The sequence below is a fragment of the Gottfriedia sp. OAE603 genome (genome assembly GCF_040543965.1).
GTDB classification, from domain to species: domain Bacteria; phylum Bacillota; class Bacilli; order Bacillales; family Bacillaceae_G; genus Gottfriedia; species Gottfriedia solisilvae.
On record NZ_JBEUNN010000001.1, the window covers coordinates 3270595 to 3284249 of the forward strand.

At 33.3% G+C, this 13655-nt stretch carries 12 protein-coding genes; 5 read left to right on the forward strand and 7 right to left on the reverse strand.

Annotated features, from left to right (window positions below; genetic code table 11):
* Positions 1–208 precede the first annotated feature (208 nt).
* On the reverse strand, positions 209–1441 hold the full coding sequence (gene ystJ / locus ABID96_RS16700) for an NADP-dependent malic enzyme (protein WP_483301131.1): 1233 nt from the start codon (positions 1439–1441) through the stop codon (positions 209–211).
* 139 nt (positions 1442–1580) lie between these two features.
* Positions 1581–4925, reverse strand: a complete 3345-nt coding sequence (dnaE, locus tag ABID96_RS16705) for a DNA polymerase III subunit alpha (RefSeq protein WP_192602983.1) — start codon at positions 4923–4925, stop codon at positions 1581–1583.
* Positions 4926–5102: 177 nt separating this feature from the next.
* On the opposite strand from dnaE, the gene ytrH reads away from it, so the two are divergent.
* Both ytrH and ytrI read left to right on the forward strand, forming a co-directional pair.
* Positions 5103–5438: a sporulation membrane protein YtrH gene (gene ytrH / locus ABID96_RS16710; RefSeq protein WP_192602984.1), complete on the forward strand. Its 336-nt coding sequence runs from the start codon at positions 5103–5105 to the stop codon at positions 5436–5438.
* Positions 5438–5941 carry a sporulation membrane protein YtrI gene (gene ytrI / locus ABID96_RS16715; RefSeq protein WP_192602985.1) on the forward strand — a complete coding sequence of 168 codons (504 nt, stop codon included), beginning with the start codon at positions 5438–5440 and terminating at the stop codon, positions 5939–5941. The genes ytrH and ytrI overlap by 1 nt, the downstream gene beginning before the upstream one ends.
* Before the next feature lie 41 nt (positions 5942–5982).
* Here the strand turns inward: ytrI and ABID96_RS16720 are convergent, their stop codons facing one another.
* Positions 5983–6921, reverse strand: a complete 939-nt coding sequence (locus ABID96_RS16720; protein ID WP_192602986.1) for a DHH family phosphoesterase — start codon at positions 6919–6921, stop codon at positions 5983–5985.
* Between the two features lie 100 nt (positions 6922–7021).
* On the opposite strand from ABID96_RS16720, the gene ABID96_RS16725 reads away from it, so the two are divergent.
* Positions 7022–7312: a YtpI family protein gene (locus tag ABID96_RS16725; RefSeq protein WP_192602987.1), complete on the forward strand. Its 291-nt coding sequence runs from the start codon at positions 7022–7024 to the stop codon at positions 7310–7312.
* A gap of 58 nt (positions 7313–7370) precedes the next feature.
* On the opposite strand, the gene ABID96_RS16730 is transcribed toward ABID96_RS16725, so the two are convergent.
* Positions 7371–8690: a DRTGG domain-containing protein gene (locus tag ABID96_RS16730; protein ID WP_192602988.1), complete on the reverse strand. Its 1320-nt coding sequence runs from the start codon at positions 8688–8690 to the stop codon at positions 7371–7373.
* A 130-nt stretch (positions 8691–8820) separates the two neighbouring features.
* Entirely contained in the window at positions 8821–9507 is a 687-nt protein-coding gene (locus tag ABID96_RS16735) for a metal-dependent hydrolase (RefSeq protein ID WP_192602989.1), read from the reverse strand.
* A gap of 193 nt (positions 9508–9700) precedes the next feature.
* Here ABID96_RS16735 and ABID96_RS16740 point away from each other — a divergent pair, with 193 nt between their 5' ends.
* A complete protein-coding gene (locus ABID96_RS16740) occupies positions 9701–10795 on the forward strand; it encodes a M24 family metallopeptidase (protein WP_088002846.1) in 1095 nt (364 codons plus the stop codon).
* Position 10796: 1 nt separating this feature from the next.
* Complete coding sequence (locus ABID96_RS16745) at positions 10797–11321, forward strand: GNAT family N-acetyltransferase (RefSeq protein WP_377896955.1); 525 nt, start codon at positions 10797–10799, stop codon at positions 11319–11321.
* Positions 11322–11432: 111 nt separating this feature from the next.
* Here ABID96_RS16745 and ald read toward each other — a convergent pair whose 3' ends face one another.
* Positions 11433–12566, reverse strand: coding sequence for an alanine dehydrogenase (gene ald, locus ABID96_RS16750; RefSeq protein WP_192602991.1), 1134 nt, complete (start codon positions 12564–12566; stop codon positions 11433–11435).
* 193 nt (positions 12567–12759) lie between these two features.
* On the reverse strand, positions 12760–13530 hold the full coding sequence (locus ABID96_RS16755) for an SDR family oxidoreductase (RefSeq protein WP_192602992.1): 771 nt from the start codon (positions 13528–13530) through the stop codon (positions 12760–12762).
* Positions 13531–13655 lie beyond the last annotated feature (125 nt).

The window sequence follows — 13655 nt, forward strand, 5'->3', positions numbered from 1 at the left end:
TACAAAATTTCAAAACGAAAGAAATTTGTAAAAACTTATCAATAAACAGCTTTCTTACTCACATTCAAAATCCCTTGAAATTCAACGTTTTCCAATGTTTTTTTTATCCATTTAAGTATTATAACAGATAAAAAAGGATAGTACTACACTACTTATTTTGAGCATTGTAATACTATCCCCTCCAAATATTAATATCTGGTGATAAAAACTATTTAATTAATGCTAGTTTTTTTGTTTTTTCTTCGATTTCTTTAGGGTCCACTTTAATTCGTGCAACACCTGTTTCCATAGCAGCTTTCGCAACACTTGCTGCTACTTTTGGTGCAACGCGTGGATCAAATGGAGCTGGGATAATGAAATCTGGAGCTAAATCATTTTCACTAACTAAACTTGCAATTGCTTTTACAGCTGCAATTTTCATTTCTTCGTTAATATGTGTAGCTCGAACATCTAATGCACCACGGAAAATCCCTGGGAATGCAAGAACATTGTTAACTTGGTTCGGATAATCACTACGTCCTGTACCAATTACTAATGCACCAGCTTCTTTTGCATCTTCTGGCATAATTTCTGGATCTGGGTTTGCCATCGCAAAAATAATCGGATTTTCATTCATTGAGCGAACCATTTCTTTTGTAACTGCTCCTTTTACAGAAACACCTACAAATACATCTGCATCTTTAATTACATCTGCAAGGCTTCCTTGAATTCGGTCCTTATTTGTATATTTAGCTACTTCGTTTTTAACACTATTCATACCAGTTGGTCGACCTTCATAAATAGCACCTTTTGTATCACACATGATGATAGAACGTACACCGAAACGATATAATAATTTTAAAATTGCAATTCCTGCTGCTCCGGCACCGTTTAGTACTACTTTTATGTCTGCCATATTTTTATTTACTAATTTTAATGCATTTACTAATCCAGCTAATGTAACAATAGCAGTTCCATGCTGATCATCATGGAAAATTGGAATATTTGTTTCACGTTTTAAGCGTTCTTCTATAATAAAGCAGTTTGGAGCTGCAATATCTTCTAAATTAATTCCTCCAAATGTAGGCTCTAACAGCTTTACAGTTTGGATGATTTGTTCAACATCTTGAGTTGCTAAACAAATTGGAAACGCATCTACACCAGCAAAACTTTTAAATAGTGCAGCTTTTCCTTCCATTACAGGTAATGCAGCTTCTGGTCCAATATTTCCAAGACCAAGAACAGCAGATCCATCAGAAACAACACCAACCATGTTACCTTTCATCGTGTACTCATACACTCTGCTTTTTTCTTCATAAATTTCTTTACATGGCTCAGCAACACCTGGAGAATATGCTAAACTTAATTCTTTTGCATTTGTAACAGGTACTTTTGAAATTGTTTCTAACTTTCCTTGATGAACCCTATGCATATGTAATGCTTCTTCACTTAATAATGACAAACTGTTCACTCTCCCTAATAACGACGAGTTGAAATGTAATTCAACTGTTTATTTCTTGGAAATTTTATTTTTATAAAAGATGTCTTTATTTATTAGAATAACATCCATCTTAATAATAAATGATTTTAAAGAAAAATGTCTATTTCTTTAATACAACATTTTCATTTCCGACAATATTTTTCAACATAGACAGACATGTTACAGTAGGATTTACGAAGTATTGTTCAGATAATTGAACTGCTTTCTTTTCTTCTTCATAATATAAAACCACTTTCGTATGACCCTTAAATTGTGCGATTGCTTGTTGAATTGTAAATGAAATGTTTTTATTAGTATGTCCACTAACTTTAATAAATAAAGTTAACTCTTTTTGGCTATTTCTCTCTTCAATTTCCTCAACTGTCAAAACTTCATTTATGATTAATTGCTTTCTTTCATCACGTTCATCTATTTTAGCCCTTACAACGACGACTTCTTTTTCCTTTAATTTATGGCGATACTTTTCTAAAGTTTTAGGAAAAACGACTGCATCAATTAATGTACTCATATCTTCTACTTGTAAAAATGCCATATGCTGTTGTTTCTTTGTTTTCGTAACTCTTAGATCCCGAATGTACACAAAAACAAGCTGTTCCTCATTGCTATTTTGAATCATAGATGAAATGGTTGCCGTTCCACTTTCATTTTGCAATTTCTCATACTGACTAATTGGGTGGCCAGTTAAATACGTTCCTAATGCTTGTTTCTCAAGTTCAAGCTTTATTGAAATTTTCATCGGGTCAACTTGTAATAACTGTGGTTTAGGCACAAAATCTTCATCCAAGAATAAATCAAATTGATCTTCATTTTCTGGCCTTACAATATCAACATAATCAAAAATAATATCAATATTTGCAAGAAGAGTTGCCCGGTCTATTCTGAACTCATCAAAACAACCAGCAAAAATTAGGTTTTCAACACTTTTACGATTTAAAGCCTTTGGAGATATTTTGATACATACTTCAAAAAAATCATTATATGGACGCTTTTGTAAAATTTCTCTTACAGAAGCCATCCCAATATTTTTAATAGCAAGAAGACTAAAACGTATCCCCTTCCCCTCAACAACAAAAGCGTACTGACTTTTATTAATCGAAGGTGGATAAATTGGGATTCCTTTTAATTTTGCCTCGCCGATATATGTTGATACTTTCTCCTCACTACCTATAAAACTTGATAATAATGCTGCATAAAATTGTAAAGGATAGTTAGCCTTCAAATAAGCCAATTGATAAGCAATCATACTATAGGCAACTGCATGACTTCGGTTAAACCCGTAATTTGCAAATTGCACAATCAAGTCATATACTTCATTGGCAATTTTTTCATCGTAGCCTTTTTTAATAGAACCTTCCACAAAATGAATTCTTTCCTCATCTAGCACTTCTTTCTTCTTTTTACTTACCGCTCTACGAAGTAAATCCGCTTCACTTAAAGTAAATCCAGCTAAGGAAGATGCTATTTGTATAATTTGTTCTTGATAGATGATAACACCATATGTAGGTTCCAATATTTTTTCAAGATCCGGATGAGGGTAAGTAACTTTTTCTAACCCATGTTTATATTGAATAAATTTAGGGATTTGCTCCATTGGACCTGGTCTATATAGAGCATTTACCGCAACAATATCTTCAAATTGATTTGGTTGTAATTGTTGTAGAACTCTTCTCATACCTGATGATTCTAATTGAAAAACACCAGAGGTATCACCTTTACTTAGTAATTCAAAGGTCTTTTTGTCTTCTAAAGGTATTTGATCTAACTGAATACTTTTACCAGTAGTTTCTGTAATTAACTTACATACTTCTTCTAATAGGCTTAAATTTCTAAGTCCAAGAAAATCCATTTTTACTAATCCTAGCTCTTCAAGAATTTCTGCTGGATATTGAGTTAAATAAACGCCATGATTCCCTTCCTGTAAAGGCACCACATTCGTTAAAGGTATTTCTGAAATAATGACACCTGCAGCATGTATACTTGTATGTCTTGGCAATCCTTCTACTCTACAAGCTACATCAAATATTCGTTTATGAATACCCGAGTGGTCCACATGGTTTCGAAACGCTTTTGATTGTTCATAAACATCCTTTAACGAGATTCCAATTGTTGATGGAATAAGCTTAGAATATCGATCAATCTCAACTGGTGCTAGACCCATTACCCTTGCTATATCTCGAATAGCTGCTTTTGCTCCTAATGTTCCAAATGTAATGATTTGAGCTACGTGTACATCACCATATTTTGATGCAACATAATCAATCATTTCATCACGACGATGGTCTGGAAAATCTATGTCTATATCTGGCATTGAAATTCGTTCTTCATTTAAAAATCGTTCAAAAAGCAAGTTATAATGTAGTGGGTCTACATTGGTAATATTTAAAACATAAGCAACAAGAGAACCCGCAGCTGAACCACGCCCTGGCCCAACAGTAATCCCTTGTTCAAGTGCATATTTAATGAAATCCCATACAATTAGAAAGTAATCATCGAAGCCCATTTTATGGATGATTCTGAGCTCCATTTCCAAACGCTCTATATGTTTTTCTTCTATTACTCCATAACGTTCAACTAAACCTTTTTCACAGATCATCTTTAAGTAATCTACAGTGGAATAAGACTCAGGTACTGGATACTTAGGCAATAATGTTTGGTGAAATGGTATATCAACATTACATAATTGTGAAATTTTAACTGTATTTAAAAATGCTTCTTCTTCGTCAATAAATAAATTTTCCAGTTCATTTTTCGTTTTATAATAATATTCATGCGTTCTTAATCTCGGTCTTGATTCATCTGATAATTTAGTAGCATTCTTTACAGAAAATAAAGCATCCTGAATCAATGCATCCTCTTTTACTACATAGCGCACATCATTTGTAACAACTAAATTAACGTTTGTTTCACTTTGAAGTTGTTTAATGAATGGATATAAAGTTCGATTTTCAGGTAATCCATGATCTTGAATACTAATATAAAACTCTTCAAATATTTTTTGGTACTCTTTAACCTGTTGAACCGCTCGCTCATGTTCACCATTTAGCAAATATGTTTCTATTTCACCTTCAATACCTGGCGTAATTGCAAGGACTTGTTGACTATATGCAGATAACCATTTTTTAGGAACGCCCAAAGGAGACTTTGTTCCGATGATACTAGTTAACTTTAGAAGGTTTTCATAACCTTTTAGTGATTTCGCTAGTAAAATTAATGGAAATACTTTTTGATCTTCTGTTAATATAGAAAGCTTTACACCAATAATAGGTTTAATACCGGCTTTTCTACACGCATGATAAAAAGGAATAACGCCGTACATGACATTTTCATCTGCAATAGCAAGCGCAGGATGGCCCTGTGTAACAGCTGCGTTTATTAATTCTTCAATTTTACAAGCGCTTTGCAGTAGGCTAAACGAACTTTGAACCTGCAAATGAACGAAACTCATCTACACTCCTCCTTATCTTCTTTATATAATCTATTCTATCACAAAATGCGAACTTACATTCTATTTTTGTTCGTAAAAAAATCCTCTATATCTCTATTATTTATTAAAACATACATGAAACAATCATCATACACAAAACACTTTGTCCATATATATTTAAGGAAGGAGTGATTTATAATGGAGCTTAAATTACCGTTTATCCCAACATTAATCTCAATGTACTTTATTGCACTTGGGATTATCATTGGTGGAGCACTAATAGGGTCAATTGGATACTATGTAATTGGTGAACCACCACTTAGTAAAATGTATGATTTATCGATGAGTTTACGTATTTGGGCAATTGTTGGGGCAGTCGGTGGAACATTTGATACGTTTTACAGCTTTGAAAAAGGGCTATTCGCAGGAGAAACGGTTGAGTTTATAAAGCAAATATTTATGATTATAGCTGCAATGGGTGGAACACATACTGGTACAATCATTATTCAATGGTTTACTGGAGAGCATGTATAGTGAAAGCTCCTCCAGAAAAACTTTCTTTTGGATGGGCTAAGTTTTTTGCCGGCATTTTCTTTGGTTCAATCATTAGTTGGATGGTCTTTATATATATGTATGGAGTTACACAAGAACAGCAGGTTAAAATCATAAATGAATTAAAAGATGAAAGAAATGACCTTATTCGAGATAAAAATATTTTAATGGAAAGCCAAGAAAGATTAAATGAGGAAAATAAACGAAACTTAACAGTACAAGAAATTAAAGTAACAATTATTAATGAAAAGCAATATAGCCTAAATAAATTTACTCGGTTCCAATTAATAGAAGATGTACAAAATGATTTAAGTCATTTACTTACACAAGATATTAGAAGTGTTTCAAGAAATCGTGAATTATTAAGAAGAGCCATTGAAAACAAAGTTTATAAGAAAGATGATCGAAGGTTTAAGCTCCTAGTCGATACGATTTACTTTGATACGACGTTAGAAATAACATTAAAAATCAGAAGTACAAAATAAAGAGAGGCATGTTCTCAAACGATTGCCTCTCTTTAAACATTTTATTTCTCTTCTTTGCATACTTTTTTTAACTCTTCAACTACTTGATCTGCTTCTTCCCACGAAAAGACTTTTGCGCCAGAAGCAAGTGGATGTCCACCACCATTAAAATTCGCCGCTACTCCATTAATTACAGGTCCTTTTGAACGAAGGCGAACACGAATTAAATCATCTTCTTCTAAGAAAATCACCCATGCTTTTACGCCCTTAATATGACCAAGAGAGCTCACAGCTAAAGAAGCTTGTTCAGAATTTACATTGTATTTAGCCATTAATTCTTTCGTCATTCTAATATGTCCAACCCCTTCTTCTGTTAGGTTGAAATTTTGAAGAACATATCCGTTTAAATGAGCCATTTCAATTGATGTTTCATACATATTGTCATAAATATCATTGATTGAAAAATCTTTTTTGATTAGCTGACTAGCAGCATGGAACGTTCTTTCTGTCGTACTAGGAAATAAAAAACGTCCAGTATCACCAATAATCCCAGCATAAATTAAACGTGCTGCTTTGTCAGTTAAGACTAGTTGCTCATTACTGCTTTCTGCCAGTTCAAAAATTAATTCACTTGTTGAGCTAGCTGTTGTGTCCACATGCATAATATCACCGTAAGGATCTACATTTGGATGATGATCAATTTTAATGAGTTTTTTGCCAAGGGTATACCTAGCATCATCTACTCGCTCTGTATTTGCTGTATCACATACAATAACTAGTGCATCGTTATATGTAGCATCTTCAATATCATCCATTTGATATAAATAATGTAAAGACTGCGGTAATTCACCAACAACATATACATTTTTTGCAGGATAGCTAGTTTTAATCATTTCAGCTAAACCACATTGCGAACCAATCGCATCAGGATCCGGACGAACATGTCGATGAATAATAATTGTATCGAACATATGTATATCTTTTAAAATTTGTTCTTTCATCGTTCAACCCCTACTTTCCATTATTTTTAAAACTTTTGAAATATAGTTTCTATCAAGTTAAAATAGAATTATGTATTTGTAATTGAAAGGTGGAAGCTAAGTGGATAGCATCGCAACAATCGTAATTATTTCATTTGTTTTATTCTTATTTTATGTTACCAAATTTTTCTTTACAAGCGAACTTTTAACAAAAAAAATTGCTGGCTCTCGAGCTAGATTAACTTTTGGGTTGTTCTTGTTACTTTATGGAGTGTTTCAAATCATGTCAAAAATTGAGTTATTAACAATCGTTATTGGGATTGTATTTATCATTTTTGGTTTTGCTAATCTATACAGAGGATATTTGCAAAATAAACATTACAAAGCAATTCAAAATAAACAAACTGTCTAAAAAATAAATGGATTACATTAGGAAAAGGAAGGGGAACGTCTTGCCCTTCCTTTTTCCTTTATCGATCTAATAATTGCATCATCATTAATGCTTTACCAACTAGTATTCCTTGTTGGTATACCTCAACATCAACTTTTCCAAATTTACGCCCTAGCTCTAATACTTTTGGTTTAATTTCAATCACATCATCTATTTGAACTGGTTGTACGAAATAAATTGTAATGTTTTCGACGATTACATCACCATTTTTCTTCATTTCTCGAACCGCACGTTTTCCTGATTCCGTTACAATTGTAGTAAATACACCATGTGATAGTGTACCAATTACATTCGTCATTTGTGGTGTAACGTTACAACGAATGACCAATTCTTCACTTTTTTGATCCTTTTCATTATGAAATTGGCTTGTAATAATATCATCAATTGTTTCTCCAACTTGTGGTTGACGCTGCAATTGTTGTAAAGCTTCAAGTACGTCTTGACGGCTAATAATTCCTAGTAATATATTTGACGAATTAACAACTGGAAGTAATTCAATTCCTTCCCAAACCATCATTCTAGCTGCAGCTGCAACAGACATTTTTTCATTCACACTAATAGGATGCTTCGTCATTACTTTATCAATTCGTTGTGTTCGCTGTTCATGAATGACATCTTTTGAGGTTACAATGCCTATTAATTTACCTCGATCATCTACAACAGGATAACGACCATGCCCAGTAACTCGATTATACTCAAACCATTTTTCCACTTCATCTGTGGGTGATAAAGTTGATGTTTTTTCGAATGGAATTAATATATCTTCTACTAGTACAATGTCCTTCTTAATCAATTGATCATAGATTGCTCTGTTAATTAATGTTGCAACTGTAAAAGTATCATAGCTAGATGAAATAATCGGCATTTTCATCTCATCTGCTAGACATTTCACACTTTCATCTGTATCGAATCCACCTGTTACTAAAACAGCAGAACCTTCTTTTAGAGCTAGCTCATGTGCTTTCACACGATTACCAACAATTAATAAATTATTCGCGGTGATATAACGCATCATTGCATCAAGCTGCATTGCTCCAATAACAAACTTATTTAACGTTTTATGTAATCCTTCTTTTCCACCTAAAACTTGTCCATCAACAATATTAACGACTTCTGCAAATGTTAGCTTTTCGATATTTTCTTTTCTCTTTGTTTCAATTCGAATAGTACCAACTCGTTCAATCGTACTTACATAGCCTTTATTTTCTGCATCTTTAATAGCTCGATAAGCAGTACCTTCACTAACGCTTAAATCTTTTGCTATTTGTCTAACGGATATTTTATGCCCAACTGGTAATTGTTCAATATGTTCTAATATTTGATCGTGCTTTGTTGTCAATTGCCTCACCAAGCTTTCAATGGTTGTATTAATATTTTTATTAACTATTATATAACAATTCATACCATTAAAAAAAGCACGTTTAAACGTGCTTTTTAATCTGTACTATAATTTTAATGCTTAATTTATATTACAATAATGAAATAGTTGTATTTGGCTCTTGAACAAAACCGTTTTTCTTTATTAACTTTTCTAAAAATTCATTAGGGTCGGCTTGAATAGCTGGGAATGTATTGTAATGTATTGGCACTACTTGTTTAGCATCGATCCATTCTGCAGCGATTACTGCATCATCAATCCCCATTGTAAAATGATTGCCGATTGGTAAGTACGCTAAATCGATTTGTTCGTATTCACCAAGTGTTTTCATTCCTCTAAATAATGCAGTATCACCTGCATGATAAATCGTCTTCCCTGCAATTTTTAGTAAAACGCCTGAAGCAGGACCTACATTAATAATTTGCTTATTTTCTTCATCAACGATACTTGATCCATGAATTGCCTCAATTAATTTAAGTTTTCCAAATGAAAACTCCTTTTCTCCACCAATATGCATTGGTACAACATTTACACCTTGCCATGAAATCCATGTTGCTAGTTCTACAGGTGCGATGACTGTTGCATTATTTTGTTTTGCAAGTTCTACAGTATCACCTAAATGGTCTCCGTGTCCGTGTGTAACATAAATATAATTTACCTTTAGATCCTCTACCTTAATATTCGTATGAGGATTGCCATTAATAAACGGGTCAATGATAATCGCGTCTTGCCCATGTTCAATTAATAAAACACTTTGTCCAAAATATGTGATATTCAAAAGAACTCACTCCTTTAAATAAATTAGTATCTACCATATTTTAACAGATAATAACTTTTTTCAAAAACAATAAACCTATCAATGTTGTTGCTATTTTACGACTTCTTCAACAAATGATAAAATAATGATATAAAACACTGTAAACACTATTTGTTGAATGCAGTAAATTGTTTTTTGAGAAAGGATGTTACATATGGAACACCGTATACAAAATCTATCAACTTGGTTAAAAGAACAAGATATTCAACTAGGATTCATTACATCTACTGAGAATGTATTTTATTTAACTAATTTCCATTGTAATCCACATGAACGCCTACTGGCAGTTCTTGTATTTCCAAATGAAGAACCAATTCTTGTTTGTCCACAAATGGAAGTTGGTCATGTAAAACACGCTGGTTGGAAATATGATGTAATCGGCTTTAATGACAGTCAAGACCCTTGGGCTATGATTCAAGAATCATTGGCTAAACGTAATATCACTGTTAGCCGTATGGCAATTGAAAAAGAACATTTACTTGTTCAGCGATATGAGAAATTATTACAACTGTTCCCTGGTGTACAATTCTTAGCTGCTGAAGAAAAATTACATGATTTACGCTTAATTAAAGACCAAGAAGAAATTCGTCGTATGCAAGCGGCAGCTGATGCAGCTGATATGGCTTGTCAAATCATTGTCGACCGTATTGCTGAAGGTAAAACTGAAATGGATTTAATCGCTGAGATGGAATACGAAATGAAGAAAAAAGGTTTTGCTAAAACATCATTTAGTACATTAATCTTAACTGGTGCAAATTCAGCATTACCTCATGGTAACCCAGGAACAAACGCAATTAAAAAAGGCGAGTTTGTTTTAATGGATCTAGGATTTATTGTTGATGGTTATTGCTCTGATATTACTCGTACAGTAATGTTTGGTGAGCCTAATGAACAACAACGTGAAATTTATGAAACTGTTTTAAAAGGTCAACTTGCTGCAATCGATGTAAGTAAACCTGGTGAGACATTAGGTAATGTTGATCGTGCTGCTCGTAACATCATTGCAGATGCAGGTTATGGTGAATACTTTGTTCATAGAATTGGACATGGTTTAGGTATCGGTATTCATGATTACCCTTCTGTAAACGATTCAAATACTGGCATTATTAAAACGGGTATGTCTTATACAATTGAGCCTGGTATTTATGTACCAAATGTTGGTGGAGTTCGTATTGAGGATGATATCGTCATTACAGAGACTGGCGCTTTAACACTTACTAAATTCCCTAAAGATTTAATTATTTTATAAGATGAGTCAAATAGGTACCATCATTGTTCGACAGGTTACTCCTTCAGATGTTCCGATTATGCACAAATGGGAATGTGATGATCAGATTGGTAGGCTTGTTGGAGTAGAAAAACCTAGAAGTCTTGAAGAAATGCAAAATGGCTATAATCAGTACTTTGAAGGTTTAAAACCAACACTTCATTTGTTTACAATTGAGTATAATGGTCAATGTGTAGGTAGAGTTGAGCTAGGAAATCTTGATCAAGAAAATGGCCATGCCGCATTTGGCATTCTCATTGGCGAGAAGGATTTTCAAAATAAAGGAATTGGTTCATTCGCAATAAACTATTTATTAAATTTTGCTTTTAACAATTTAAATTTAATAAAATTGTATGGGGAAGTTTACGATTTTAATTTATCATCACAAACATTCCTTACAAAAAATGGTTTTCATTTAGATGGAATCCTGAGAAAGCATGAATTTTTTAGAGGCGAGCATCGTGATATGTTCCAATATAGTTTTTTAAGAGAAGAATATTTGAAATAATACTAAAAGGTAGTCAAGTTTACTTGAACTACCTTTTTTATATTTCTTATTTATTTTAAGAAGCCAAAATAAAAAATCCCTTTCCTGTATAAGAAAAGGGATTTAATCTAATTAGTTCGTTGATACTGAAGTACCTTGTAATAATGTAGCCGCTTCTTTAAACTCTAAACCGTGAGCTTCAGCAACTGCTTCATAAGTTACATATCCATCAAGAGTGTTAATACCTTTTAATAATGCTACATTTTCTAAGCAAGCTTTGTGGTAACCCTTGTTAGCAATTTGAACAGCATAAGGTACAGTTACATTCGTTAATGCCATTGTTGAAGTACGAGGTACTGCGCCAGGCATATTAGCTACTGCGTAATGTACTACTCCGTGTTTCTCATATGTTGGGAAATCGTGTGTAGTAATACGATCAGTCGTTTCAAAAATTCCACCTTGGTCAATTGCGATATCTACAACAACAGAACCTGGTTCCATTGCTTCAATCATTTCTTTTGAAACAAGTTTAGGCGCTTTAGCACCTGGAATTAATACTGCACCAATTACTAAATCTGATTCTTTAACTGCTTCAGAGATATTATATGGATTAGACATTAATGTTGTAATTTGATGACCAAAAATATCATCTAATTGACGTAAACGATCAGGGTTTAAGTCGATCATTGTTACGTGAGCGCCAAGACCTACAGCTACTTTAGCAGCATTTGTTCCAGCAACTCCTCCACCAATGATTGTTACTTTTCCACGACGAACACCTGGAACGCCACCTAAAAGAATACCTTTACCGCCTTTGTTTTTCTCAAGGAATTGCGCCCCAATTTGAGCTGACATACGACCAGCAACTTCACTCATTGGTGTTAATAATGGTAAAGTGTTTCCAACTTGTACAGTTTCGTAAGCGATTCCAACTACTTTATTATCAATTAAAGCCTTCGTTAACTCTGGCTCTGGAGCTAAATGTAAATATGTGAAAAGAATTAAACCTTCACGGAAATAGCCATACTCACTTGGAATCGGCTCTTTAACTTTCATAACCATTTCATTGTTCCAAGCATCTTCAGCTGTTTCAACAATTGAAGCACCAGCTTTTACGTATTCTTCATCAGTAAAACCTGAACCTAGACCAGCTGCTGTTTCGATGAAAACTGTATGACCATGTCCTACTAAATTCATCACGCCAGCTGGTGTAATTGCTACTCGATTTTCATTATTTTTTATTTCTTTTGGTACCCCAATACGCATTTTATTTCCCCCTGAAATATAATTAATTCGTGCCTCTTAGGATGAATTCTATATTTAAAAATATAACACCTTTATTTTATCACAAAAAGGTAAAATGACCCAATGAAAACGCTTTTTTTCTAATTAAATTGTTAATTCGAAATCTTTTGTACTATAATTTATGCTTCAATATTGGAATTGTCCCATTTATTCATTATAAAGATTGATGCCTATATTTATGAATGACATCTAACCCACCTGTTATTTCGATTACATCCCCTGTAATAAAGTCTGATTCATCTTTACATAAAAACTGAACCATTCTTGCTATATCCTCACCAGTACCGAATCTACCAACTGGTGCATTTCCACTACCTTTTTGTAGTGCATCGAGTCTAGAAGCTTCCTTCATTTCGCCATATATATCACCAGGACAAATCATATTAGAAGTGATCCCATGTTCGGCCTCTTCATATGCAATTGTTTTCGTTAGTGAAACTAATCCGACCTTTGCAGCACTAAACGCTGATCTGTAAATCCAACCCGATGCTGAATTTGCTCCTTGGAATCCATAATTTATAATACGACCAAATTTTTGTTCTCTCATTATTGGTATAATTTGCTTTAACAAATAAAACACACTGTGCAAATTACCATATAACAAGTATTCCCACTCCTCCTCAGAGTAGTCAGCCAGTTTTTTACGGCTAAATAGATATGGTCCGGCATTGTTAATTAAACAATCGATTCTTCCGAATTGCTTCATTGTTTTTGTCGTAATCTCTTTTAAAAATTCTTTATCGGTTATATTTCCTTTTAAAAAAAGAATTCGATCCGAATATTCTTTCCACTCTTCTTTTCTCTGGTTCATTGCCTGATCATCTGAGAAATATGTAACCGTAACAGAGTAGCCCTCTTTTAAGAACGATTCTGTTACTTTTTTTCCTAGCCCTTTTGTCCCTGCTGTTATGACAGCATGTTTCATATCCTTCTTCCTTTCAAATCTTAATAACAACTTAGTATATGTTTGATAACTAAAATGAGATTTTTCTTATTTAAATTTCATGAGTTTTTATGTATATTTCTATCTATCCTATCTTATACAATTTT